We start from the raw sequence: 24,453 nt of genomic DNA, 5'->3' as shown, positions 1-24,453 counted from the left end.
GCCTTACTTACAACGCGGTTCGATGTTGTTTTCCGAGGCGTAGGAGGCCGAGTCGGCTTCGATCAGCGGCTGGATCACAGCGGTGTCGGTCTTCTGGAAGTCCGAGATCAGGTTCCAGGTCTTGGCCTTCGCATCCCACTGGGTCATGCCCACCAGGCCGGGGCCGCCGTGGTTCTCGCAGGAGACGTTGAAGGAGGGGCCGAAGTAGGGCATGCCAAGTGCGGACATGCGGGCCTCGGGCATTTCCAGGGCCTCCATGCCGTCGCGCATCATCGCGGGCGTGATGTCCTTGACGCCGTGGATTTCCTGCGCGGTCTTGGCGGCCTCGACGGCCAGCATCGCCGCATACATGCCGCGGTTGTACAGGACGTTGCCGATCTGATCGCCGGCACCGGCGGCCAGGCCCTTGTCCACGACATATTTCTGGATGTCGTCGAAGACCGGGAAGTCGCGGCCGATGTTGTGGAAGGTCACGGCCTTGTAGCCATGCGCCTTTTCGCCCGCGGGCATGACGTCATGCTCGGCACCGGACCACCAGACGCCGATGAAGTTCTCCATCGGGAAGCGCACGTTCGCGGCTTCCTGGATGGCGACCTGGTTCATCACGCCCCAGCCCCACATCACGACATAGTCGGGACGGTCGCGGCGGATCTGCAGCCACTGCGACTTCTGCTCCTGACCGGGATGGTCGACGGGCAGGGTCGACAGTTCGAAGCCGTGCTTTGCGGCCAGCGCCTCGAGGGTGCGGATCGGCTCCTTGCCGTAGGCGGAGTTGTGATAGAGCAGGGCGATCTTCTTGCCCTTGATGTCACCGCCGTTGCTGTCCAGCAGGTAGGTGATCACGCCCGAGGCGCCATCCCAGTAGTTGGCCGGGTAGTTGAACACATGGCTGAACACCTTGCCGTTGGCAGCCGAGGTGCGGCCATAGCCCATGGTGTGCAGCGGAATGCCATCCGCGGTCACCTTGGGGATCAGCTGGTAGGTGATGCCGGTGGACAGGGGCTGATAGACCAGCGCGCCTTCGCCCTTGGTGGATTCATAGCATTCCACACCTTTTTCGGTGTTGTAGCCGGTTTCGCATTCCAGCAGGCGCACCTTGACGCCGCCGATGCCGCCGTCGCGTTCGTTGACGAGGGTCATGTAGTCGGCATAGCCATCGGCGAAGGGGATGCCGCTGGCCGCATAGGGGCCGGTGCGATAGCTGAGCGACGGGAACACCAGGTCCGCCATGGCGGGGCCAGCGGCCATCAGCGCACCCAGCGCCAGAGTAGTCAGTTTCAGTTTCATCGGGTTCATTCCTCCCATTGGTCTCATCCGATAGTTTCAATGTGCGGGGTGCGTAGGTTGACCCTTCTTCTTGCCCCCGCGACGATCTGCCGTTCCCGCGTCAGTGCGGGAAGGGCCAGAGTCTCAGTTTTTCCTTGGCGACGCGCCACAGCTGGGCCAGCCCGTGCGGCTCCACGATCAGGAAGAAGACGATCAGCGCACCGACGATCACCAGCTGGAAATGCGCCACGATATCCGTCGGCCAGCCCATCAGGTCCACGCCGATCACCTTCAGAACCACCGGCAGCAGCACCAGGAAGGCCGCGCCCGCAAAGGAGCCGAAGATCGAGCCCAGACCGCCGATGATCACCATGAACAGCACCAGGAACGATTTGTTGATGCCGAAGGCCTCGCCCACTTCGACGGCGCCCAGGTAGACGGCGAAGAACAGAGCGCCCGAGATGCCGATGAAGAAACCGGAGACGGCAAAGGCGGTCAGCTTGGCTTTCAGCGGGTTCACCCCGATGATCTCGGCGGCGATGTCCATGTCGCGGATCGCCATCCAGGTGCGCCCGGTGGTGCCGCGCGTCAGGTTGCGGGCCACGATGGCGCAGAAGGCCAGGAAGATCAGGCAGAAGAAATAGGTCGCCCAGGACGCGGCGTTGGGGCCGGTGATCACGATGCCGAAGACATCACGCTCGGGCGCGTTGATCTGACCCGAGGCCGAGTAGTTGTAGAACCACGGCACGCGGTTGAACAGCCAGACCAGGAAGAACTGCGCCGCCAGGGTTGCCACCGCGAGGTAGAAGCCCTTGATCCGAAGGGACGGCAGGCCAAATGCCACACAGACCAGCGCGGTGATCCCGCCCGCCAGCAGAACATGGATGAACATGCTCACTTCGGGGAAGGCCGTCATCAGCTTGTAGACCGCATAGGCGCCCACAGCCATGAAGCCGCCGGTGCCAAGGCTCACCTGGCCACAGTAGCCGACCAGGATGTTCAACCCGATGGCGGCGATCGAGTAGATCAGGAACGGCAGCAGGATCGCATTCGCCCAGTAGTCGTTGATGACAAAGGGGATGACCAGAAAGGCAAAGGCCAGCACTGCATAGTAACGATAGCGATCGAACTTGATCGGAAACGTCTGGCTGTCGTCCTGGTAAGAGACCTTAAAGTCTCCGGCTTCACGGTAGAACATGCTTCAGATGCTCCCTTTTTCCTGCGCGCGGTTGCGGGCCGCTGCGTCCAGTTGATTTGTCTTCTTCGCGTATCCGCTGGCCTCGGCCATGCGGGCCAGTCGCAGATAGGCGAGGATCCCTGTGAAAAGACCTGCAGCGGCCAGAAGGGCGGAGATCACGACCTGCGTGTCGGTAAAGTCTCCGGAGGCAAGCGCCAGGTAGCCAAAGGCCCAAAACCCTGACCAGGCGATCACATTGACGATGGCAACGAGCTTTCTCATGCGTCTTCCTCCCTTCTTGGTTTGCGTTCAGTCTCCTGCGGTGCGGCCCCATCCCTCCCCGAACGGAACCGCCCTTGATATGATGGGTCTGCGTCAGACCCTCTCGATGATCTTCTCGCCGAACAGACCTTGCGGGCGGAACACCAGGAACAGCAGCGCCAGAACATAGGCAAACCAGTTCTCGGTGGCGCCGCCGACCATCGGGCCGATGGCGAATTCAAACAGCTTCTCGCCCACACCGATGATCAACCCGCCCACGATGGCGCCGGGGATCGAGGTGAAGCCGCCGAGCATAAGAACAGGCAGCGCCTTCAGGGCGATCAGCGACAGCGAGAACTGCACGCCGGACTTGGTGCCCCACATGATACCCGCGACCAGAGCCACGAAACCGGCAACCGACCAGACCAGAACCCAGATGAAGTTCAGCGAGATACCGACGGACAGGGCCGCCTGGTGATCGTCCGCCACGGCGCGCATGGCGCGGCCCTGCTTGGTGTATTGGGCAAAGATCACCAGACCCGTCACCAGAAGCGCCGCAACGACGGTGGCCACGATGTCGAGGTTGTCGATGAAGAAGCCGTAGCCGAAGATGTTGTAGGTCTTTTCGTCGATCCACAGGTTGATGCCCTGCGGGATGCCCACATCCAGCGTCTTGATCTCGGAGCCCCACATCAGGTCGGCGACGCCTTCCAGGAAGTAGGCCAGACCGATGGTGGCCATGAACAGGATAATCGGCTCCTGGCCGACCAGGTGCTTCATCACCAGAACCTGCACCAGCCAGGCCAAGAGCACCATGACCGCCACGGTCAGGACGATGGCCAGGAAGGACGGGATCGTCCATCCGAAATGGGTGATATGGCCGCCGAAGATCGCGTTGATCAGATGCGCAAAGGGCACCTGGCCGTTCATGATCCCCACCAGGGTCATCGCCGCGAACAGCGCCATGACGCCCTGGGCGTAGTTGAAGATGCCGGATGCCTTGTAGATCAGGACAAATCCGAGCGCGACAAGCGCATAGAGCACGCCGGCCATCAGACCGTTGAGCGTGACTTCCATCGCAAAAATCAGTTGTTCAGGCATGTTTCGCCTCCCTCAAGCCGGTGATGGTCAGTCATGCGCAACGCCAAGGTAGGCGTCGATCACATCCTGGTTGTTGCGGACCTCGTCCGGCGTGCCATCGCCGATCTTCTTGCCGTAATCCATCACGACCACCCGGTCGGACAGATCCATCACCACGCCCATGTCGTGTTCGATCAAGGCGATGGTGGTGCCGAATTCATCGTTCACATCAAGGATGAAGCGGGACATGTCCTCTTTTTCCTCAACGTTCATGCCGGCCATGGGTTCGTCCAGCAAAAGCAGGCTCGGCTCGGCCGCAAGGGCGCGCGCCAGTTCCACCCGTTTCTTCAGACCGTAGGGCAGACGTGCCACCGGGGTCTTGCGGATGTGCTGGATCTCCAGGAAGTCGATGACCTTCTCGACCACTTCGCGGTTCTCGGTCTCTTCCTTTTCGGCCTTACCCTTCCACAGGGCCTGGCTGAGGAGACCGGTCTTCATGTAGTTGAGCCGCCCGGTCATCACGTTGTCCAGAACGCTCATGCCTTCGAACAGGGCGATGTTCTGGAAGGTGCGCGCGATACCCTGACGCGCGACCTCATAGGGGCGCATCTGCGGGCGCGGCTTGCCCTGATAGAGGACCTGACCTTCCTGCGGGACGTAAAAACCCGAGATCACGTTCAGCATCGAGGACTTGCCCGCGCCGTTCGGACCGATGATCGCGCGGATCTCGCCCTGGCGGATGTCGAACGAGATGTCCTTGATCGCCACCACACCGCCGAACCGCAGGGTGATGTTCTTCATTTCCATCACCACGCCGCCAATCTTGCGGCCATCCTCGGTGACGTATCCTTCTTCCATATCTTTCACGTGCCCAGCCCCTTTTTCTGGCTGCCTGTCTTTGTCGCGCGGATCATCATTCGGCTGCCACCTGCTGTGTGGTCACAGGAACGACCTTCGCATCGACGATGGTCAACGTGGCGCTGATGGCACCCTTGCGACCGTCCTCATAAGTCACCTCGGTCGTGGTCGAGATCTTCTCGGAGCCGTCGTACAGCGCGGTGATGATGTCGTTGAACTTCTCCTCGACGATGCGGCGGCGCACCTTGCGGGTACGGGTCATCTCGCCGTCATCCGCGTCCAGTTCCTTGTGCAGCACCACGAAGCGGTGCACCTGGCAACCCGACAGCATCTCGTCGGCGGCGACGGATTTGTTCACCTCTTCCACATGCTGGCGGATGCTTTCCAGAACCCGGGGATGGCCTGCCAGTTCCTGATAGGACGCATAGGCGATGTTGTTGCGCTCGGCCCAGTTGCCCACCGCCGTGAGGTCGATGTTGATGAAGGCGACGCAGCGATCCTTGCCATTGCCGAACAGCACCGCCTCAAGGATGTCGGGATAGAACTTCAGCTTGTTCTCGACATATTTGGGGGCGAACATGGCGCCGCTGGCCATTTTGCCAACGTCCTTGGCACGGTCGATGATACGCAGATGGCCGCTGTCGCTTTCGATGAAGCCCGCATCGCCCGTGGCGACCCAGCCTTCCGCGTCCTTGGTCGAGGCGGTGGATTCGGCATTCTTGTAGTATTCCACAAAGACACCGGGCGAGCGGTAGTGGATCTCGCCGTTGTCATCGATGCGGATCTCAACGTCCGGCGCGGGGACACCAACGGTATCGGCGCGCACTTCGCCATCGGGCTGCACGGTGATGAACACCGTCGCCTCGGTCTGACCGTAAAGCTGTTTCAGGTTGATCCCCAGCGAACGGTAGAAATCGAAGATCTCGGGGCCGATCGCCTCACCGGCAGTATAGCCGACGCGGATACGGCCATAGCCCAGGGTATCCTTCAGCGGGCCGTAGACCAGGATGTCGCCCAGCTTGTATTTCAGCCGGTCCATCAGGCCGACGGGCTTGCCATCGAGGATGTCGCCGCCAACCTTCTTGGCGTGGGCCAGGAAGTGGTGGAACATCTTGCGCTTCATCGCGCCTGCATCTTCCATGCGGATCATCACGCTGGTCAGCTGACCTTCGAAGACGCGCGGCGGGGCGAAGAAATAGGTCGGACCGATCTCGCGCAGGTCGGTCATCATGGTGTCCTGGCTTTCCGGACAGTTCACGCAGAAGCCGCACCAGTAGGCCTGGCCGATCGAGAAGATGAAATCCCCAACCCAGGCCATCGGCAGGTAGGACAGGATGTCTTCGCTGCGGGTCAGACCATCGAAATCAGCCGAGTTCTTGGCGCTTTCGACCACGTTGCGGTTCGACAGGACCACGCCCTTGGGCTTGCCGGTGGTGCCCGAGGTGTAAAGCATCACGCAGGTGCTGTCGTAGGTCAGCTTGCCGCGGCGTTCTTTCAGATCGGTGATCCACTCGTCATAGGCCGCACGACCCTGTTCCTGCACATGGCTGTACTGGTGCAGGGTGTGATGGTCGTATTTGCGCATGCCGCGCGGATCCAGGTAGATCATGTGTTTCAGATCGTGCAACTGGTCCTGGATCTCCAGCACCTTGTCAACCTGCTCCTGATCTTCCGCGATCACATAGCGCGCGCCGCAGTGATCCAGCACATAGGCCAGTTCTTCGGCAGCCGAGTCATTGTAGACCGGCACCGGGATCGCGCCCACGGACTGGGCGGCCACCATCGACCAATAGAGATATGGACGGTTGCGTCCGATGATTGCGATGAAATCGCCTTCCTGAACCCCAAGGTTGATCAGGCCAAGAGCCAGTGCCTCGATCTCCTTGGCGGTTTCCGCCCAGGTCCAGCACTGCCAGATGCCGAATTCCTTCTCCCGATAGGCGGGCTGGTCGGCAAACTCGGTGGCGTTACGTTCAAGCAGCGCCGGCAGGGACTGAAGTCCTGCGGCGCCCGACTGCGTCTGAGCCAATTCTATATCCTCCCTTTCCGACCTCCCCCGGCCGGATGATCGCTGTATCGCGATTCTGATCCCGATTAGGACCTGCCAAAGGGTAGCGCGTCAACTTTTTCCTGATGTTTTCCCAAATCTTACGAATTGTAACAAGATCGACCAATTTCCTGTTGTGGCGTTGCACATGGCCTCATCGCTTGCCGTTCGGTTGCAAGAAACAGGATGGCTCTCCCGCGCCCGCAGGTGTCTTGCGACCCCTTGGCGACCTTGGGCCCGGCGCCGCGCAAGGCGCGGCGCCGGGCCCAACCGATGAGGCGTTTTCGCAGAAAATGCCGAATGGGCGGGAGCCACCCCCGCCCCGAGATTGACAAGACCCGCCAGGATGCCTTCAAAGCAACCGGCCCTGCCCTTTGCCCCGCAGCGTCACAGTGATAGCCATGGCGCGGGAGAACGCATGCACCAGTCAGACAAACAACGCGCCGCCATGACCACCGCCGGGCTGAACCTGATCGCCCAGGCGCTGTCGATCTATGACAACGATCTACGCCTCGCCGTCTGCAACCGGCGCTTCAAGGAGATGTTCGCGCTTCCCGACCGGCTGGTCACCCCCGGCGCCCGGTTCGATGAAACCATCCGCCATATCGCCGAAAGCGGCGAATACGGGCCGATCGAGGATATCGACGACTTCGTACAGGCCCGCGTCGAACAGGCGCTGGCCTTTGTACCGCATTACCTGGAACGCACCCGCGCCAATGGGCAGGTCATCTCGATCGAAGGCGCGCCCCTGCCGCAGGGTGGCTGGGTCTCGGTCTATACCGACATCACCCGCACCAAGCGGGTCGAGCTTCTGCTGCGCGCCCGCTCCGAGGAAATGTCGGATCGCCTGATTGCCCACACCGAAGAGCTTTCCGCCGCCAACCGCAAGCTGGCCGCCACCAACAGCGCCCTGGAAGAGGCCAAGCGCCAGCTCACCGACATCGAGGCCCGCACGCGCCTGACCACCGAGATGATGCCGGCCCATATCGCCCATGTGGATGCCGACGGCTTTTATACCTACACCAACCGGCGTCTGAGCTCGGTCTTCCCAAGCCGCCCTTCCGACATCCTGGGCATGCATATCTCCGCCGCACTCGGACCCGGGGCCTTTGCCCGGATCGAGCCGCACCTGATGGCCGCCTACAAGGGCAGCAGCCCGGTCTTTGAGTTCACCGAAGAGCACGGCAGCCGCCGCATCCGCGTGGCCTTCACCCCCGACAACAGCGGCGGCGTCTTCATCCTGTCGATGGATGTGACCGAGGAAACCCAGGCCCGCGTCGCGCTGCAACAGGCCCGCCGCCGCGAGATGGCCGCGCAGATGACCTCGGGGCTGGCGCATGACTTTTCCAACCTCCTGACCATCATCCTTGGCATGCAGGGAAAGCTTTCCAAGATGGACCTTCCGCCCGAGGCAGAAGAGCTGATCCAAGGTACCCTGTCGGCGGCCCGGCGCGGCGGGCGGCTCCTGAACCGGATCGGAGAGATGACCGGCCAGCGCAGCCTGCGCCCGCAGGCCACCGACATGCATGTGCTGCTGACCGAATTGCAGATCCTCGCCTCGCCCTCGCTGCCACAAGGCATCGGCCTCAGTATTCTCGACAACATGCCGGATGTCCTGCTGCTGCTCGATGCCGGCAAGCTGCAGGATGCCCTGCTCAATCTCATCTTCAATGCGCGCGACGCCTGCGGCACCACCGGGCAGATCACCGTCAGCGCCCATGCGGTCGGGCAGACCTGGCTTGAAATCACGGTGACCGACACCGGCCCCGGCTTTTCCCCGGAGGCGCTGAAACAGGCGCTGAACCCGTTTTTCACCACCAAGGGCAGCGAAGGCTCGGGCCTTGGTCTGCCCTCGGTCTATGACATGGCGAAATCCACCGGCGGCGACATGCGCATCGGCAATACGGTTTCGGGCGCCAGCGTCACCCTGCGCCTGCCCTATCGGCTGGCACCCGATGCCTCGGGCGGGATCGCGCTTCTGGTGGAGGACAGCGAAAGCCTGCGCGCCACCTTCCGCGACATGCTGATCGACCTTGGCTATTCGGTGATCGAGGCGACCAGCGTGGACGAGGCCTCGGCCCTGACGGCAGATATTCCCGACATCGCGCTGGTGCTGTCCGATATCCGGCTCGAAGGCGAGGCAACCGGCATCGACCTTGCCGACCGGCTGGCCGGATCACAGCTGCCCTGTATCCTGATGACCTCGCTGCCGCCGGGCGATGGGCTGCACCGCGCCGCCCTGCAGCGCGGACCCGTGCTGCAGAAACCCTTCACCACCCAGCAGCTTTCGGCACTGATCAAACCGGAGAAATCTTCATGAGCGCGCCTCTTGTCACAATTCTGGACGATGAACCGGAGATCCGTCAGATCCTGACCGAAACACTGGAGGAGGCGGGGTTTCGCACGCAAAGCTTCTCTCGTGCCCGCGAATTCGAAGCCTCGCTGAAACGGGTGACACCGGATGTGTGCCTGGTGGACCTGTCGCTGCCCGATACCGACGGGTTGAGCCTCGTGCACCGGCTGGCGCTGGAACAGGGCGCCGCGGTGATCATCATTTCGGGCCGCGCCCAGGTGCAGGACCGGGTGACAGGGTTGGAGCTGGGCGCGGATGATTACATCACCAAACCCTTTGACCCCACCGAAGTGGTCGCCCGCATCCGCGCCCGCCTGCGTGGCGGCCCACGCAGCCAGGTGCAAAGCGGGAACTCGGCACAGTTCTCCGGCTGGACGGCCCATTTCGACCGCTATGTCCTGGAAGATGAAGACGGCACCGAGACCCCCTTCTCCCATGCCGAAGGCGAGGTGCTGCGCCTGTTTCTGGACAGTCCCAAGCGGCTGATTTCCCGCGCTCAGATGCAAGAGGCGCTTGGCGGTGCCGCTGGCGACAGCTTTGACCGGGCCATGGATGTGCGCGTCTCGCGCCTGCGCACCAAGCTGCGCGAAGATCCCAAGAATCCGCGGTTGATCAAGACCATCTACGGTGCCGGCTATATCTTCCTGGGGGATGTCAGCTGGAGCTGAGACTGGCGCCGGTTTGCCTCGCAGCATGGGTGGCCCTCCCGCCCGTCGCCTGCGCCTCTGCGAGACGCGTCTCCCGTTGGGCCCGGCGCCGCTGACGCGGCGCACACCCTGATCCGATACAAGCCTCCAAATAGGACCCTCATCCCATACCGATCCGGTCCTGATCGCGGCCGCGCCGCGTCAGCGGCGCTACGCCCAACGGGCAGCGGGGTTTTTCAAAACCCCGGTAACGGGCGGGAGATCCTGCCTGGCCGTTCCGCTCTTGTCGGGCCGAATCGCCTTGATTAGAATCACCGCATGACGACCTGCCTACTCTATCGCCGAACCTCGGCACGACCCTCCCGCTTCTACCGGATCGAACTGGCCATGAACCTGTTCTCAGAGGTCTCTGTCCTGCGGGAATGGGGTATCGCAGGGCGTGGCGGGCAATGTGTGATCAATATCTACGGCAACCTGCGCGAGGCCTCTGATGCTGCCGACAGGCACCGCAACCGCATGATCCGGCGCGGCTACGACCGCGCCACACCGGCAGCGATTGCTGCCGAGTAGACCGGCCAGGCCTCAAATCGCAGAGGTCAAAGCGCCTCCGCCGCGCGGGCGAGAACCTCCAGCCCCAGAACCAGGTCTTCCTCATCCGTATCCTCGTCAAAGGCATGGCTGATGCCGCCGATGGAGGGCACGAAGAGCATTCCCGTGGGCAGGACCGGCGCCACATTCGCCGCATCATGTAAGGCGCCCGAGGGCATCTGCCGCCACTGCCCCGGCGCCAAGTCCTCGGAGGCCTGTTCAAGCGCCGCCTGAACCCTCACGTCCATCGCGACCGGATCGATCCCCATCACAGGCTCCATCTCGACCGCGACACCACAGGCCTGTGCGATCTCGGTGCAGGTCTGGCGCACGATCTCTTCCATGGCCTGCAAGCGTGCCTTGTCGGCATCGCGCCACTGCAGCGAAAAGCTGACCCTTCCCGGCACCACGGAAGAGGCGTTGGGATGCACATCCACATGACCGACGGTCCAGACCGTGGCCGGGGTGACGATCTTGGAAAACTCTTCGTTCAGCCGCGCATTGAGCGCGACAAGCGCCTGAAAAGCATCCCGGCGCAGGTGCATCGGCGTCGTCCCCGCATGGTTCTGCCGGCCCTTCACGGTGACCTTTACATTGCGGATGCCGACGATATTGGTGACCACCCCGATCCGGTCACTGGATTCGTCCAGAACCGGCCCCTGTTCGATATGCATTTCCAGGAAACCGGTGAACAGGTCCGTCGTGACGCTTTTCCCGCCGCCCTCCTTCATCCGCTGCCGGGCAGAGCGCAGCGTCTGCCCCTCGGTGTCGGTCAGCCGGTCGGCATCGGCCAGGGCCATCCGCCCGGTCCAGACATCCGAACCGGTCAGCACCCCGAAGCGACCCTCTTCATCCTGGAAGCTGACAACCGAAATCGGCGGACCACCGGCTTCCTTGCTGGCGCGGGCGATTTCCAGCCCGGCAATCACGCCCAGCGCCCCATCCAGCCATCCGCCTTCGGGCTGGCTGTCACTATGCGAGCCGACCAGCAGCGACTTTTCCCCGGCCAGCCCAAAAAGGTTGCCAAGCGCATCAAAGCGCACCTCCAGCCCTGCTTCCTGCATGCGGCTGGCGAGCCAGCGGCGAGAGGCAATTTCAACTGCCGAATATGCTGGACGTACAACCCCTTTGCCCACCCCCGATGCCCCGAAGGACCGCAGCGTGTGGAGATCTGCCAAAAACCGCTGAGGATTGATCGTCATCCCGGTTTCTCCTGTATTTTCCGGCGTCTCCATTCTGGCGCGCCTCGGGTGCATATTTCACGATTTGAAATACATTAACAATCCATTTACCTTTATTAACGTGCGCTCGGGGTCGTTTTTTCCTCTGCGCCAAAGCCTAGACGTTCACAAAACACACCGTAAGCGAAACCTTCCTTCCATGTCCTGAGCCGCTCCCCTAAGAGTCAGATCACAGAACACAGGAACGGACCAGATGTCTCACATCACGCTGATCCGCCACGGGCAGGCCAACACCGAGGCGCGCGACGAACATAATTACGACCGGCTGAGCGAGCTGGGTCATCAGCAGGCCGCCTGGCTGGGGGACCACCTGCGCGCCAGCGGCGCCAGCCACCCGCGCATCTACTGCGGCACCCTGACCCGCCACATCGAGACCGCCGCTGGGATGGGCTACACCGAAGAGGTGGTGCAGGATCCCCGCCTCAACGAGATGGAGTATTTCACACTGGCGCAGGCGATGGAGGCGCAGCACGGGCTTTCGATCCCGCAGGAACGCGAAGGTTTCATCGCCCATCTGCCGCAGGTTCTCACCGCCTGGGCCGAGGGCAGGATCGACGATGCCCCCGAAAGCTGGAGCGACTTCGAGACCCGCACCGAAGCCGCCCTGCGTGACATCGCGGCTGGGGATGGTCCTGCGCTGGTGGTGACCTCGGGCGGGCTGATCTCCATGGCGATGCGCCAGGCGATGGCGCTGGATATCGGCGGCATGGCCCGCATGGCGCTTGCCATCATGAACACCTCGATGCACCGTCTGTTCCCGATTGGGGGGCACTGGTCGCCAGTGCTGTTCAACGCGGTGCCGCACCTGGAAACACCGGATCGTCATTTCGCACAGACCCATCTTTGACCCTTTCAGGACAAGAGGATTGAACATGCAGCTTTTCTACGCCCCGGGAACGATCTCGATTGCCGTTGCCATCGCCCTAGAGGAAGCGGGCCTTGCCTATGAACCGGTCAAGGTGGATTTCGCCAGCGCCGAGCAGACCAAGCCCGCCTACCATCAGATCAACCCCAAGGGCCGTGTCCCCGCGCTGGTGGTCGAAGGCGGCATCCTGACCGAAACCGGCGCTCTGTTGGACTATATCGCCGATCTGGCGCCCGCGGCAGGGCTGCGCCCCCAGGATCCGCTGCAGCAGGCCCGCATGCGCGAGGTGATGTACTACCTTGCCTCCACCATGCATGTGAACCACGCCCACAAGATGCGCGGCAGCCGCTGGGCCGATCAGCAGTCCTCGTTTGAGGACATGGCCGCGAAGGTACCGCAGACCATGGCCGCCTCTGCCGCTTATATCAGCGAAAACGGGCTGAAAGGGCCCTTTGTACTGGGAGAGCAAATCTCCCTTGCGGACTGCTATCTTTTCGTGGTCTGCAACTGGCTTGAAGGAGACGGGGTATCCCTTGCCGATTTCCCCAAGATCCAGAACTTCATGACGATGATGGAACAGCGTGCCTCGGTTCAGGCGGTGCGCGCCAAATCCATGCTTTGACAGACGCGTAGAGGAAAGTAAGAGCGATGACTCATCTCTGGGTACGGGCCGAGCAGCGCCCGAACGAGGAACGGGTAGGACTGACCGCCGAGGGCGCAAAGGCGCTGATCGAGGCCGGGATCAAGGTCACGGTCGAGGAAAGCTCGGTCCGCGCGCTGCCCCTGCAGGGCTATCAGGACGCAGGCTGCGAGATCGCACCGGAAAACAGCTGGCCCGATGCGCCCAAGGACGCGATCATCTTTGGCCTGAAGGAACTGCCCGAGGATGGCACCCCCCTGCCCCATCGCCACATCATGTTCGGCCATGCCTTCAAGGGTCAGCATTCCGGCAAGGCCCTGCTTGAACGCTTCCGTCAGGGCGGCGGCACGCTTTATGATCTGGAATACCTGGTCGAGGAAAACGGCCGCCGGGTTGCCGCCTTTGGGTATTGGGCCGGCTATGCGGGTGCGGCGGTGACGCTGAAATGCTGGGCCGCCCAGCAGCGCGGCGAGATCTGCGGCCCCGTCGGTGTCTACAAGGACAAGGATGCGCTGATCGCCGATCTGGCGGCTGAGCTCTACAACGTGGCGAACGCGCGGCCCAATGCCATCGTGATTGGTGCGCTTGGCCGTGTCGGCACTGGTGCGGCAGACCTCTTGGAGACCATGGGCGTCACCGTCACCAAATGGGACATGGCGGAAACCGCGCATGGCGGCCCCTTCCCCGAAATCCTCGACCACGACCTGTTCCTCAACTGCATCTTCGCGCGCCCCGGCACGCCGGTCTTCGTGCCGCAATCCGCGCTCACCGAGCCGCGTAAGCTGACCGCCATCGGCGATGTCGCCTGCGATCCGGACAGCGATTACAACCCGGTACCGGTCTATGACCGCGCCACCACCTGGGAGGCCCCCGCCCTGCGCGTCGCCGAAGATCCGGTGCTGGACGTGATGGCGATCGATAACCTGCCCTCGATGCTGCCGGCCGAAAGCTCGGTCGATTATGCAGAGCAGCTGTTGCCCTCGCTGCTCACCCTCGGGGATCTGGGCAAAGGCGTCTGGGGCCGGGCCAAGGCCACCTTCGACGAGCATATGAAGGGCTGATGGAGCTTTATATCGGATATCTGGCTGGCGCCCTGGGCACGATCTGCTGGATCCCCCAGGCCTGGCGCGCCTGGAGCACGAAGGATACCTCGGGTCTTTCGCTGGCAGCCAATCTGTTGTTCCTGCTCACCGTATCGCTCTGGCTCACCTACGGGCTTATGGTGGGCGACATGCCTTTGATCCTGGCCAACTTCTGCGCCTTGCTGATTGTCCTCTGCATTGTCGCGGCGAAACTGAAATACAAATAATAGGGAGTGTCACTCATGACCATTCACTGGTGCGGAACCGGCCTGTCGGCCATCCCCGGCCTGCGCCGCCTTCTGGAGGCGGGCCATGACGTTGCGGTGTGGAACCGCACCCCCGAAAAGGCGCGCGAGGCGGTGGGCGATCTCACCACCAACATCCACGCCTTCTCCATCGCGAACCTCGCCCAGATGCTGAGCCCGGCGGATGTGGTCGTCTCCATGCTGCCCGGCGACTGGCATGTGGAGCTGGCGGAACTGGCGATCTCCAAGGGGGCGCATTTCGTCTCCTCCTCCTACATCGCGCCGGAAATGCGCGCGCTGGACGACAAGGCCCGTGAGGCGGGTGTGGCCCTGGTGAACGAGGTCGGCCTTGATCCCGGCATCGACCACCTGATGGCCCATGCGCTGGTGCACGACTACAAGGCCTCCGCCGCCTATGACGCGGATAACCACATCAGCTTCATCTCCTACTGCGGTGGCATTCCCAAAACGGCGAACCCCTTCCGCTACAAGTTCAGCTGGTCGCCCCTGGGCGTGCTGAAGGCGCTGCGCTCGCCGTCGCGCTCGGTGCGGGATTATTCGGAGCTGCGCGTCGATCGCCCCTGGGATGCCATCAGCAGCTATGCGGCCCCCCTGCCCACCCCCGAAAGCTTCGAGGTCTACCCCAACCGTGACTCGCTGCCCTTCATGGCGCAGTATGAGTTCGAAGAGGCCTGGCCGGTGAAGGAATTCGTCCGCGGCACCCTGCGTCTCAATGGCTGGTCCGAGGCCTGGGCCGATGTCTTCAAGGAAGTCGAGACCCTGGAAGGCGCAGCAGGCGATGCCCGCCTGAAAGAGATGTCCGACCAGTTCTGGGATGAAAACGCCTATGACGAGGGCGAGCCGGATCGGGTTGTCCTCTGCGTCAGCCTGAAGGCGGAAAAGGATGGCCAGACCGTCTGGCACAAGACCTACGTGATGGACGCCTGGGGTGACGCGCGCGGCACCGCCATGGCGCGGCTCGTCTCCTACCCGGTCAGCTTTGCCATCGAGGCGGTGATGAACCGTCAGATCCCCGCAGGCGTTCACGCCGCCCCCAGCGATCCCAAGCTGATCGAAGATTGGATGGGCAAGATCGGCGCCCTGGCCCAGCATCTGGAAGTGATCGATCACACAGCCTGATCGAAATAGTCCAAAACACCAAAAGACCCGCGCAAGCGGGTCTTTTCATGTCGGGGCAGGCCGGGTCAGCGACCGATCACATCTTCCTCGACATCGCCCACATCAATGCCAAGGGCCTCCAGCCCCGCCTCGATATTATCGGCCAGATGGGGCGTTCCGATCAGGTAGTCGGCGGTCGGAGTGGTGGCTTCGCTGCGCGCGGTGGCAATCGCCTCGGCCAGCTCCTCGGCCTCGAAACTGCCGCGTCCGATCCACATGATCGCCGTCAGCTCGGCCTGTTCCTCGACGCCCATCCGCTCGATGAAGGCCCGCAACTCACCCTCTGCCCGCTCCAATTCCCGGGCCATCATGGCAACTTGGGCAACCTTTCTGGGGGACATCTCCAACATCTGTCGTCTCTCCTGCTGTTCGCGTCTGTCACGCCCATCAGACAGCAGCCGGGGCTCCGGGTCTTTGATCTGAGGCAATATCCGGCGCGTCCGGCTGCATCTGCCCCCGTGCGAAGATCGCAAGGCCATTGCTGCGCCCGCGCAAATGCACCGGTGGCAGGGCAGACCATCCTTCGCGCGCGGGCTCTGTTCCGGCGGCCTGGAACACGGCTTCCGAAGCGATGATAGGCACATTGGCACTGCGGGTCAGCTGCTCCAGCCGGGCGGCGATATTCACCGTGTCGCCAAAAACGCTGTATTCCAGCCGCTCGGCATTGCCCACCACACCGGAAAAGACCTCTCCCCAATGCAGGCCGATCCCGGCGGTGACCGGCATCTCTCCGGCTTTGCGGCGCAGGTCTGACCACTCCGCCAGTTCCGCCTCCAGGGCCACGGCACAGCCAAGGACGCGATTGGCGCCATCCTGCCCTTCGAACAGGAGCATGGCCGCATCGCCGATGTATTTGTCGATCAGCCCATTGCTGCGCGCCGCCGCCCGTTGCACCCTGCGGCGGAACTCGGTGATCAGGGCGCTGACCTCTTGCGGATCGCGCTCCTCGGACCAGCGGGTGAAACCGCAGATATCGATAAACAGAACTGCCACCTGCTGCCGTTGCCCCTGACGCAGTTCCTCCAGCCCGCCATCCGCCAGACGCCCGGCCAGCTGCGCGGGCAGGTAGCGGGTCAGATTGGTACGCGCCTGCGCCTCGGTGATGGAGCGATGCAGCAGGGCCCGCATCCGGTAGGCGGCGACGACCAGCACGACACCGGCCAGAGCAATCATGGAAATGCGAATGACATTGGGCGGCAGCGACAGGAGAAACAGCGCCCGTTCCGCCGCCTGGACCGGCACCTGTTCGGGCTGCCACAGGATCATCAGCGACAGGCCCGCCACGATCAAGACAACCGTATAGGCCTGCAGGTAGGGGTTGAAGCGCAGGACCGCAAAGGCCAGCACCACCGGCACCAGCCAGATCGGCGGCAGCAGGAAGGTCACCCCTCCGGGAAGCGATGTATTCTCAAGCCCCACCCAGGCGTTGGCCAACAGGAAAGCACAGTCCAGCGTTACGCCGGTCCAGATCATCCAGCTGCGAAACATCCCCCGACGGGCACGCCACAGGGTAAACACCCCTAGCGCCAGGTAGGAAAACATCGTCGCCAGCGCAAAAAGCCACTGCCGACGCAGATAGTCCTCGACCGTCTCGACGTTCTCCCAGACCGTGGCAAAGAAAATGACGAACAGCCCCAGCGAGACCCCGATCCGCAGCAGCGAGACCACCCGTTCGGCCTCGACCTCCGCCTGCCGCAGCAGGTCGCGATCCGGTCCGCCCCTCATCGCTCGGGATGCTCCAACGGCACCACGGTGCCGGTCGGATCAGCCCCGGCGCCCTGCTGGATTTCTTCAAAGTCGAAATTATCAAGCCGCCGCGCCCGCCGCCCGGCCTTGTCGGCGCTGATCTTGATCTCCGCCACATCCTTGGCGGCCTGTGCAAAATGCCGGTCGAGATTACCGACCCGATCCCCCAGCCGCTCCACATCGCGGTGCAACAGGCCCAGCTCGGTGCGGATGGCGCCCGCCTGTTCGCGCATGCGGGCATCTTTCAGGATCGCGCGCATGGTATTGAGCGTCGCCATGCAGGTGGTGGGCGAGACGATCCAGACCTTGGCGGCAAAGCCTTCGCGCACCAGATCGGTGAAATTGGCGTGCAGCTCGGCATAGACCGCCTCGGACGGCAGGAACAGGATCGCGCCATCCGCGGTTTCGCCCTCGATGATGTATTTCTGCGCAATCGCCTGGATATGGGCGCGCAGGGCCGTCTTCATCTGCCGCGCCGCATAGGCAAGTTCATCCTGCGTCTGCGCCCGGCGCAGCGCCTCGTAGGGTTCCAGCGGAAACTTGCTGTCGATCACGATCGGCCCCGGCGGATTGGGCAGGTCGATCAGGCAGTCGGCGCGCTTGCCGTTGCTGAGGGTTGCCTGAAACCGGTAGGCATCAGCGGGCAAAGCTTTGGAGACGATATCGTTGAGCTGGATCTCCCCGAAGGCGCCGCGCGTCTGCTTGTTCGACAGGATATCCTGCAGCGTCAGCACATCGCCCGACAGTTTGGTGATATTGTCCTGCGCCTTGTCGATGGTCGCGAGCCGTTCCTGCAGTTGCGTCAGCGAGGTCACGGTGCGTTTGGCGCTGCCATGCAGGCTTTCCTGCATCCGTTCCTGCATCTCGGCCATGGCGCGGGCCTGACGCAGGGCATTGTCGGCCAGCCTATCGTTCATATGCTGCTGCACATCCGAAAGCCGTGCCTCCACCGTCTGCACCATCTGCACCTGAGCGTTGGCCTGCATGTCAGAGACATGCTGCAAGCCCCCACGCAGCTGCTGCACCGACTGGCCCAGGTATTCCATCTGCTGTGCAAGCGGCGCTACCGCCGATGCCGCGCGGGCCGAGGCGCGCAGGGACATTACCAAAAGCAGGATCAGGAGCACGGCAAAGCCGCCCGCGACCAGGATCATCACCTGGATCTGGTCCATCGCAGCAATCGTTTCGCCCATGCCCTCCATCACGTGCGCCCGAACAGCCGTTCGATATCCGAGAGTTTCAGCTCCACATATGTGGGGCGACCGTGGTTGCACTGGCCGGAATGGGGCGTCGCCTCCATTTCCCGCAACAGCGCGTTCATCTCCTCGCCGCGCATCCGCCGCCCCGACCGGATCGAGCCATGACAGGCCACCCGGCTCAGGATCGCCTCAAGCCGGGCCTGCACCAGCTGGCTTTCGCCCTGATCGTCCAGCTCGTCCAGAATGTCCTTCACCATGGCCTCTGCGTTGACCTCTCCGAGTATCGCGGGGGTTTCACGCACGGCAACGGCATTTCCGCCGAAGGCCTCGATCCCAAGGCCGAATTTGACCAGCTCATCCGCCACCGCCAGAAGGCGGGCGCAGTCATTGTCGGAAAGTTCCACGATTTCCGGGATCAGCAACGCCTGCGCCGCGACACCGTTTTCGCCCATCTGCTTCTTCAGCTTTTCATAGACCAGCCGTTCGTGGGCGGCGTGCTGATCGACGATCACCATGCCGTCGGCGGTCTGGGCGATGATGTAATTCTCGTGCACCTGCCCGCGCGCGGCCCCCAGTGGGAGCGCCTCGGGCGGCTGTTCCTGGTCTGCCGGGGGCGTGAATGGCTCGTCAATCACCTGTCCGCTGAAGGCGCTGGCCATCTCGGCGAAGCCGCTGCTCTGCTGCGGCGGCCGATAGGGTGGAACCGGCGCATAATCAGGTCGTTGCGCGCTATAGGCCGTGGCGCGCGCGCCCATCGAGGGGCGGTCCATCTGATAGACATGTGGCGCGCCCTGCCCGCCCGTCTGCCCCCCTGCCTGTTCGGGTCGCATCGCGCCCAGCGTGGCCCCGGCCACGGTGGTCGAAGCACGATGCCCTGCCTCGGCTAGCGCATGGCGCAGGGACGAAACGATCAGCCCGCGCGCAAGGCCGGGATCGCGGAACCGGACCTCGGATTTCGCGGGATGCACGTTCACGTCCACAAGGGTCGGATCGCAATCGATGAACAGGGCCGCCGCCGGGTGACGGTCGCGGCTCAGGAAATCGAAATAGGCGGCGCGCAGGGCACCGGTCAGCATCTTGTCCTTCACGGGCCGCGTGTTCACAAACAGGAACTGCGCCACCGCCGCGCCGCGGGAATAGGTCGGCAGCGCCGCATAGCCATAAAGCCGCAAGCCTTCGCGGGTGGCGTCGATCTTCAGCGCGTTTTCGGCAAACTCCCGCCCCAGAACCGAAGCGAGCCGCCCGTGCAGCGCGTCAAAGAGATCGCCCGACAGCGGGTCAGCGCGAAACGTCACGCGCCCCTCACCGCCGCCCGACACATCACGCAGGGTGAAACCCACTGAAGGTTCTGCCATGGCCAGGCGTTTGATCACGTCGCCGATCGCCTGCGCCTCGGCCCGGTCGGTGCGCATGAACTTGAGCCGCGCCGGGGTCGCGTAAAAGAGATCACGCAGCTCCACCACGGTGCCCGCGCGCAGGGCCGCCGGTTTTACCGGGTCCATCTTGCCGCCCGCAACCCGGATCTGCGCCGCGTCACTGCCCGCCGCGCGGCTGGTGATCGTCAGGCGCCCCACGGCGCCAAGGCTGGGCAGCGCCTCGCCGCGAAAGCCGAAGGTGTGGATATTGAGCAGGTCCGAGCCGTCGATCTTGGAGGTGGCGTGGCGTGAAAGGGCCAGCGGCAGATCCTCGGCCGTCATGCCGCAGCCATCGTCGGTAACCCGGATCAGCGTCTTGCCGCCATCGGCGATCTCTACCGTGATACGGGTGGCGCCCGCATCAATGGCATTTTCCACCAGTTCCTTGACCGCCGAAGCCGGGCGCTCGATCACCTCGCCAGCGGCGATACGGTTGATGGCGCTGTCGTCCAGCTGGCGGATCATGGGGCGCGGGTTATCGCTGATTTTGGGGTCTGGGCTGCTCATACCGCAAAATTTAGCATGGAGCCCTTCGATTCTGCCACCCGCAAAGCGCGTGTCAGACCCCGGCAGGCGCTCCGGCGCGGCGGCGGCAGGGACCGAAGCGGGCGGCAGCGGCCAGGATCACGCCCGAAACCGTCGCGATCATGCCGGCCGCGCTCACCGCATCGGCAGCGCCCAGCCAGAGGGGGCCGTAGCCCGCCAGAACATAGCCCAGAACCGCCGACAGGGTCGCGAATACTACGCTCCAGCCGATCTGACGCTCCAGCCGATCCGTCATCATCCTTGCGGCGGCGGGCGGGCAGATGAACATGGCGATCACGATGATCGACCCCACCGCATCAAAGGCCGCGACGGCTGCAACGGATGCGGTGATCACCAGGGCCAGGGAGAGGCCCCCCGTGTGGATACCCAATGTACGGGCAAAGCCTTCGTCAAAGGTGGAGATCTTCAGCGCCCGCCAGAACAGGGCAATAAAGGACGCTACGCCCAGCAGGGTCAGCGCCATGCGCGGCAGCTCGGGCGGCAGGTAGCGCAGCGCCTCAATATCCCAAAGGGAGGACCAGCCGGTTGCATCCAGCCAGATCAGGCTTTCGAGATTGCCGTATAGCGCATGTTCCACATCGAGATGCACGGCGGAGGTATCGGTCTGCTCCAACAGCAACACGCCTCCCGCAAACATGGTGGTGAAGATCACGCCCATGGCAGCACCGGGCTCGATCCGGCCCAGGCGGCGGACCGCCTCGATCAGGATGACGGCCGTGACGGCCGCGCCAGCCGCACCCAAGAGCATCGGCCATGTGGCGATGGCACCGGTCAGCAGAAAGGCCACGACGATCCCCGGCAGCACCACATGGCTGATGGCATCGCCGATCAGGGCCTGGCGGCGCAGCAGAAGAAAGTTCCCCGGCAAGGCACAGGCGACAGCGGCAAGGATGCCAATCAGCAAGGGCGTCAGGGAGAGAGGGACAAATTCAGCGCCGCTCATCAGGCCAGGACCTCCTGCGGGCCGCCGATGCGGCGGTCGATCTCACGGATCTGGTCGGGGGTCAGCACGGTCTCGATCTCGCGCAGCCCATCATAAAGCGCAGCGGCGGCCTCATGCGCCAGATCGCTGCGCACCAGCTCCCAGCGTTTTTCATCGCGCAGGGCTTTTGCGGCGCGGGCGCGCCCCATATCCGTGGCAACGCCGTCAGGCCGCACCAGCCCGGCGCGGCGCAACAGGCGCAGGGTCAGCGGTTCATAGATCGGATGCCCCTGGGCCAGCGCCAACAACCCCTGCCGCAGATGCACCCGGCGCTGGAAGCGCTGGTGGCGCAGCACCGCCGCCAGAACGCCCCGGTTCGGAGCAAAGAGCAGCGACAGCGCAAAGAGCGCAAAGCTCACCAGCACAATGATCGGTCCGGTCGGCAGGTTCGGCGCAGAGGCCGAAATCGCCGCTCCGATATAGGCCGCTACAGCCCCGGACAGACCAGCATAGACCACGACCCGGTCGGCCCGGTCGGTCCAAAAGCGCGCCGTGACCGAGGGGATGATCAGCAGGGCCACGATCAGGATCAACCCGACGATCTTCAGCCCCACTACAGTGACCGCCATCACCAGCCCCATCATCAGCATGTCGATGCGCGGCACCGGCAGGCCCCGCGCCGCGACATATTCGGGATCAAAGGCCACCAGCATCATCGGGCGGCGCATCAGCACGATCACCGACAGGGCCAGCGCACTGCCGCCTGCAATGATCATCGCATCGCTCATCAGCATTCCGGCGGTGGACCCGAGCAGAAACCCCTCAAGCCCCGCCTGCCGTCCCATGCCAAGGGTCTGGATCACGGTCAGAAGCACGATGCCGAAGCCGAAGAAGACCGACAGCACCGCGCCGATGGCGGCATCCTCGGCCAGGCGGGTGTTGCGGGTCAGCCAGTTCATGCACACGAGGCCAACGCCCGCCGACAGGGCCGATCCCAGCAGCAGCCCCGCAAGGTTGCGCCCGTCACCGCCAAGAAAGACCATCACCAGAAAGGCAAGCCCGACGCCGGGCAGGGTGGCATGGCTGACGGCATCGCTGACCAGGGCGCGTTTGCGCAGGAATAGGAAGGTGCCGGAAATCCCCGCAGCGCCCCCCAGAAGGGACGCCCCCAGAGAGACCAGCGTGGCGTTATATCCCAGTTGCAGGAACAGCGCGTCAAACAGCATGGATCAGCCCTGTGCCACCGCCAACTGATCAATCTGCGCTGTGGCCAGACGTCCGCCATAGGCCGCTTGCAGTGTTTCAGGCGTAAAGGCCTCTGCCACGGGGCCTTCGGCGACCTTGCGCGTATTGATCAGGAAGACATTGTCGAAATACTCGGACACGGTGGCCAGATCGTGATGGACCACCACCACGGATTTACCGGCTTCGCGCAGGGATTTCAGCACGGTGATGATGGCTTTCTCGGTCGCCGCATCGACCCCGGCAAAGGGTTCGTCCAGCAGGTAGAGATCCGCATCCTGCGCCAGGGCGCGGGCCAGGAACACCCGCTGCTGCTGACCGCCCGAAAGCTGGCCGATCTGGCGATCCGCAAAATCGCCCATGCCGACACGGTCCAGACAGTCGCGCGCCACTTTGCGATGGTGCCCCCGGATGCGCCCCAGCAGGCCCAGCTCCCGGTATAGCCCCATCATCACCACATCGATCACGCGGGTTGGGAAATCCCAGTCGATGCTGGCGCGCTGCGGCACATAGGCAATACGAGACCGCATCGCCTCCAGCGGGCGCCCGAAGACCTGAGTGAGGCCGGACACCGGCACCACGATCCCCAAGGCCGCCTTGAGCAGGGTGGACTTGCCCGCGCCATTGGGTCCGATGATCGCGGTCATCTTTCCCGGCTCCACTGTCATATCGACGCTGAAGACGGCGGGCTTTTCACCATAGGTGACCGTCAACCCCCGGACGCAAAGCGGGCTTGTCTCCAGATTTTGCGCGCCAGTGTCATCGCACGTGCCGATCAAAGACTTAGCCCTATGTGCCATATCAAAGCCCCGCCGAAAGTTTGCCATCCATGCCGCGTTCCGGCACATCCACGCCCAGCGCCCCGGCAATGGTGGTGATATTGTGATCGATCATACCCAGGTAGGTCCCCTCATAGGTGCCCTCTGCCCCCATCGCATCGGAGAACAGCTCGCCGCCGATCTTGACCTGATGGCCCTGCGCGGCAGCCCCTTCGATCAGCGCCCGCATCGAGCGATCCGACACCGAGCTTTCGACAAAGACAGCGGAAATCTGGCGCTGCACCAAGAGGTCGACCAACGCGCTGATCCGGTTGAGACCAGCCTCGGATTCGGTCGAAATGCCCTGGATACCCATCACCTCAAATCCGAAGTCGCGCCCGAAGTAGCCAAAGGCATCATGGGCAGAGACCAGAACCCGGCTGTCTTGCGGAACAGCGGCCAGGGTTTCGTTGGCATAGGCCAGCAGGCGTTCCAGATCGGCCATATGCGCCTTGGCATTGGCGGCAAACAGCGCGGCCTGATCGGGGCGGGCCTCGCTCAGCACCTCAGCCACGCGGGCAACAACATCTTTCCACAGCGCGGGGGTCATCCAGACATGGGGGTCAAACTTGTTCTCGTAATCGTCATGCCCGCGCAGCACCTCCCTGGGCAGGGCTTCGGCTACGGCAACCACGGTCCGCTTGCGCGACAGGTCCTTCAGAAACGTCCCCATCTGCGCCTCGAGGTACAGGCCATGGTAAAGCACAAGATCGGCGCGGGTCATCGCAACGATATCGGATCGGGTCTGACGATAGGCATGCGGGTCCACCCCCGGCCCCATCAGGGCGCGCACCTCGACCGCATCACCGCCGACCTGACGCGCCGCATCCGCGATCATGCCGGTGGTGGCAACGATCTTGAGCGGCGTTTCGGCCATGGCCCGCGCGCCGGGCAGCGCAAAGGCAAGCATCAGCGCCACAAGCAGGGCAAACCCGGATTTGGCAGTATTCAGACGACTCATTCCGCGCCTCCGTAGAATGTCGATTGATTGAAATATGAGAACGGCTCGCAAGAGTGTCAATGCTAATGCGAATTA

The 24,453-nt window shown here is 63.3% G+C and carries 23 protein-coding genes; 8 read left to right on the top strand and 15 right to left on the bottom strand.

Translation table 11 applies throughout. The features are described from left to right. Positions 1-3: 3 nt before the first annotated feature. From PXK01_RS07015 to PXK01_RS06990, 6 genes are all read right to left on the bottom strand, one after another. Positions 4-1,287 carry an ABC transporter substrate-binding protein gene (locus PXK01_RS07015; RefSeq protein WP_274859429.1) on the bottom strand — a complete coding sequence of 428 codons (1,284 nt, stop codon included), beginning with the start codon at positions 1,285-1,287 and terminating at the stop codon, positions 4-6. Between the two features lie 100 nt (positions 1,288-1,387). Continuing rightward, positions 1,388-2,464, bottom strand: a complete 1,077-nt coding sequence (locus PXK01_RS07010; RefSeq protein WP_274847075.1) for a branched-chain amino acid ABC transporter permease — start codon at positions 2,462-2,464, stop codon at positions 1,388-1,390. Positions 2,465-2,467: 3 nt separating this feature from the next. Beyond that, positions 2,468-2,725 (bottom strand): hypothetical protein, encoded by a 258-nt coding sequence (locus tag PXK01_RS07005; RefSeq protein WP_274847074.1) that lies wholly within the window; start codon positions 2,723-2,725, stop codon positions 2,468-2,470. A 93-nt stretch (positions 2,726-2,818) separates the two neighbouring features. Then, entirely contained in the window at positions 2,819-3,805 is a 987-nt protein-coding gene (locus tag PXK01_RS07000; RefSeq protein WP_274847073.1) for a branched-chain amino acid ABC transporter permease, read from the bottom strand. Between the two features lie 27 nt (positions 3,806-3,832). Continuing rightward, the gene (locus tag PXK01_RS06995; RefSeq protein ID WP_274859451.1) at positions 3,833-4,642 is read right to left on the bottom strand and encodes an ABC transporter ATP-binding protein; all 810 of its coding nucleotides are present in this window, start codon (positions 4,640-4,642) and stop codon (positions 3,833-3,835) included. Positions 4,643-4,697: 55 nt separating this feature from the next. Beyond that, positions 4,698-6,671, bottom strand: a complete 1,974-nt coding sequence (locus PXK01_RS06990) for an AMP-binding protein (RefSeq protein ID WP_274859428.1) — start codon at positions 6,669-6,671, stop codon at positions 4,698-4,700. A gap of 436 nt (positions 6,672-7,107) precedes the next feature. Between PXK01_RS06990 and PXK01_RS06985 the strand changes: the two genes are divergently transcribed. The 3 genes from PXK01_RS06985 (at position 7,108) to PXK01_RS06975 (ending at position 10,259) form a co-directional block, all read left to right on the top strand. After that, complete coding sequence (locus PXK01_RS06985; protein WP_274847071.1) at positions 7,108-9,009, top strand: hybrid sensor histidine kinase/response regulator; 1,902 nt, start codon at positions 7,108-7,110, stop codon at positions 9,007-9,009. Next, the gene (locus PXK01_RS06980; protein WP_274847070.1) at positions 9,006-9,710 is read left to right on the top strand and encodes a response regulator transcription factor; all 705 of its coding nucleotides are present in this window, start codon (positions 9,006-9,008) and stop codon (positions 9,708-9,710) included. Before PXK01_RS06985 ends, PXK01_RS06980 begins: the two co-directional genes overlap by 4 nt. A 297-nt stretch (positions 9,711-10,007) precedes the next feature. Then, entirely contained in the window at positions 10,008-10,259 is a 252-nt protein-coding gene (locus tag PXK01_RS06975; RefSeq protein WP_274847069.1) for a WGR domain-containing protein, read from the top strand. A 26-nt stretch (positions 10,260-10,285) separates the two neighbouring features. Here PXK01_RS06975 and PXK01_RS06970 read toward each other — a convergent pair whose 3' ends face one another. Continuing rightward, a complete protein-coding gene (locus tag PXK01_RS06970; RefSeq protein ID WP_274859426.1) occupies positions 10,286-11,479 on the bottom strand; it encodes a hydantoinase/carbamoylase family amidase in 1,194 nt (397 codons plus the stop codon). Positions 11,480-11,711: 232 nt separating this feature from the next. Here PXK01_RS06970 and PXK01_RS06965 point away from each other — a divergent pair, with 232 nt between their 5' ends. The 5 genes from PXK01_RS06965 to PXK01_RS06945 are packed head-to-tail and all read left to right on the top strand — an operon-like array spanning position 11,712 to position 15,490. Continuing rightward, complete coding sequence (locus tag PXK01_RS06965; protein WP_274859425.1) at positions 11,712-12,365, top strand: histidine phosphatase family protein; 654 nt, start codon at positions 11,712-11,714, stop codon at positions 12,363-12,365. A gap of 25 nt (positions 12,366-12,390) precedes the next feature. Further along, the gene (locus PXK01_RS06960; RefSeq protein ID WP_274847066.1) at positions 12,391-13,005 is read left to right on the top strand and encodes a glutathione S-transferase family protein; all 615 of its coding nucleotides are present in this window, start codon (positions 12,391-12,393) and stop codon (positions 13,003-13,005) included. A gap of 26 nt (positions 13,006-13,031) precedes the next feature. Further along, the gene (locus PXK01_RS06955) at positions 13,032-14,084 is read left to right on the top strand and encodes a saccharopine dehydrogenase (protein WP_274859423.1); all 1,053 of its coding nucleotides are present in this window, start codon (positions 13,032-13,034) and stop codon (positions 14,082-14,084) included. Beyond that, positions 14,084-14,332, top strand: a complete 249-nt coding sequence (locus PXK01_RS06950; RefSeq protein ID WP_274847064.1) for a SemiSWEET family sugar transporter — start codon at positions 14,084-14,086, stop codon at positions 14,330-14,332. The genes PXK01_RS06955 and PXK01_RS06950 overlap by 1 nt, the downstream gene beginning before the upstream one ends. A 15-nt stretch (positions 14,333-14,347) precedes the next feature. After that, complete coding sequence (locus tag PXK01_RS06945) at positions 14,348-15,490, top strand: saccharopine dehydrogenase family protein (RefSeq protein WP_274859421.1); 1,143 nt, start codon at positions 14,348-14,350, stop codon at positions 15,488-15,490. A 65-nt stretch (positions 15,491-15,555) separates the two neighbouring features. Here PXK01_RS06945 and PXK01_RS06940 read toward each other — a convergent pair whose 3' ends face one another. From PXK01_RS06940 to PXK01_RS06905, 8 genes are read right to left on the bottom strand one after another with little or no spacing between them, the layout of a single operon-like run. Beyond that, positions 15,556-15,879, bottom strand: coding sequence for a DUF3775 domain-containing protein (locus PXK01_RS06940; RefSeq protein WP_274847062.1), 324 nt, complete (start codon positions 15,877-15,879; stop codon positions 15,556-15,558). A 37-nt stretch (positions 15,880-15,916) separates the two neighbouring features. Further along, complete coding sequence (locus PXK01_RS06935) at positions 15,917-17,254, bottom strand: adenylate/guanylate cyclase domain-containing protein (RefSeq protein ID WP_274859420.1); 1,338 nt, start codon at positions 17,252-17,254, stop codon at positions 15,917-15,919. Then, the gene (locus tag PXK01_RS06930; RefSeq protein WP_274859418.1) at positions 17,251-18,477 is read right to left on the bottom strand and encodes a DNA recombination protein RmuC; all 1,227 of its coding nucleotides are present in this window, start codon (positions 18,475-18,477) and stop codon (positions 17,251-17,253) included. The genes PXK01_RS06935 and PXK01_RS06930 overlap by 4 nt, the downstream gene beginning before the upstream one ends. Continuing rightward, positions 18,477-20,396, bottom strand: a complete 1,920-nt coding sequence (mutL, locus tag PXK01_RS06925; RefSeq protein WP_274859417.1) for a DNA mismatch repair endonuclease MutL — start codon at positions 20,394-20,396, stop codon at positions 18,477-18,479. The genes PXK01_RS06930 and mutL overlap by 1 nt, the downstream gene beginning before the upstream one ends. Positions 20,397-20,448: 52 nt before the next feature. Next, positions 20,449-21,378 carry a metal ABC transporter permease gene (locus PXK01_RS06920; RefSeq protein WP_274859416.1) on the bottom strand — a complete coding sequence of 310 codons (930 nt, stop codon included), beginning with the start codon at positions 21,376-21,378 and terminating at the stop codon, positions 20,449-20,451. Further along, positions 21,378-22,583, bottom strand: a complete 1,206-nt coding sequence (locus PXK01_RS06915) for a metal ABC transporter permease (RefSeq protein ID WP_274859414.1) — start codon at positions 22,581-22,583, stop codon at positions 21,378-21,380. The genes PXK01_RS06920 and PXK01_RS06915 overlap by 1 nt, the downstream gene beginning before the upstream one ends. 3 nt (positions 22,584-22,586) lie before the next feature. Next, complete coding sequence (locus PXK01_RS06910; RefSeq protein ID WP_274859413.1) at positions 22,587-23,399, bottom strand: metal ABC transporter ATP-binding protein; 813 nt, start codon at positions 23,397-23,399, stop codon at positions 22,587-22,589. Position 23,400: 1 nt separating this feature from the next. Next, the gene (locus PXK01_RS06905; protein ID WP_274859450.1) at positions 23,401-24,327 is read right to left on the bottom strand and encodes a metal ABC transporter solute-binding protein, Zn/Mn family; all 927 of its coding nucleotides are present in this window, start codon (positions 24,325-24,327) and stop codon (positions 23,401-23,403) included. Between the last annotated feature and the right edge of the window lie 126 nt (positions 24,328-24,453).

Source organism: Phaeobacter sp. PT47_59 (genome assembly GCF_028890025.1).
GTDB lineage: Bacteria > Pseudomonadota > Alphaproteobacteria > Rhodobacterales > Rhodobacteraceae > Phycobacter.
Note: the sequence above shows the minus strand (reverse complement) of the source record. Positions and strands in the feature narration are given on the sequence as shown.